Source organism: Jiangella asiatica (genome assembly GCF_004349065.1).
Lineage (GTDB): Bacteria > Actinomycetota > Actinomycetes > Jiangellales > Jiangellaceae > Jiangella > Jiangella asiatica.
Map to the genome: position 1 here is coordinate 1 of NZ_SMKZ01000122.1, position 827 is coordinate 827.

An 827-nucleotide genomic window follows, 5' to 3' on the forward strand; every position below is an offset into this window, starting at 1 on the left:
GCCGCGCTCGCCGAGGTCGACCCGGCCGAGCTGCCCACCCACGATGTCGTGCTGGTGGCGCGAGCGTGGGAGCGGCTCAAGGCCCACGCCGAGGCGCAGCAGGTCCGGGTGTTCGCCGAGCTGGCCGCGCGCCCGGAGTACCACCGCTGCTCCTATCCCGACACCGCCGCGGGAACGCACGAGCATCGCGCCGTGCAAGGCGCCGGCAGCGAGATCTCGCTGGCGCTGGCGTGGTCACCCGGACGGGCCACCCACCGCGTGGCCGCCGCGGTGGAACTGGTCGACGACCTGCCCGCCACCCTGGCCGCCCTGGCCGCGGGCCGCATCGACGGCGACAAGGCACGCCTGATCGCCGAACGCACCCGCTGCCTGCCCGACCTGGCCACCCGACGAGCCGTCGAGGCCACCGTGCTCCCAACCGCCGAGCGCAAGACCCGCACCGCCCTGGACGCCCTCCTGCGCCGCGAAGTGATCACCGCCGACCCCACCGCGGCCGAACAGCGCCGCCAAAGCGCCGCCGACCGGCGCCGGGTCGAACGACCCGAACCAGCCTCCCCCGGCGCCGAAGACGGCATGGCACAACTGTTCCTCTACGGGCCGGCCGAAGACCTCACCGCCCTGTGGACCGCCATCGACGCCGCCGCCCGCCACACCCACAACCGAGGCGACCACCACACCCTCGACCAACTCCGCTTCGACACCCTCACCGGGCTCGGCTGGACCGCCCTCAACCTCGGCCACCTCGGCTGCTGCCACCCCACCTGCCTCGCAACCAGCCAGACCAGCAGCACCGACACCGGCTCCGACACGACCACCGCCGCGAGCGA

The 827-nt window shown here is 74.4% G+C and carries 1 protein-coding gene; it reads left to right on the forward strand.

Annotated elements, in window-relative coordinates:
- On the forward strand, positions 1 to 827 hold an 827-nt coding region (locus E1269_RS31995), incomplete at both ends, for a DUF222 domain-containing protein (protein ID WP_131902307.1).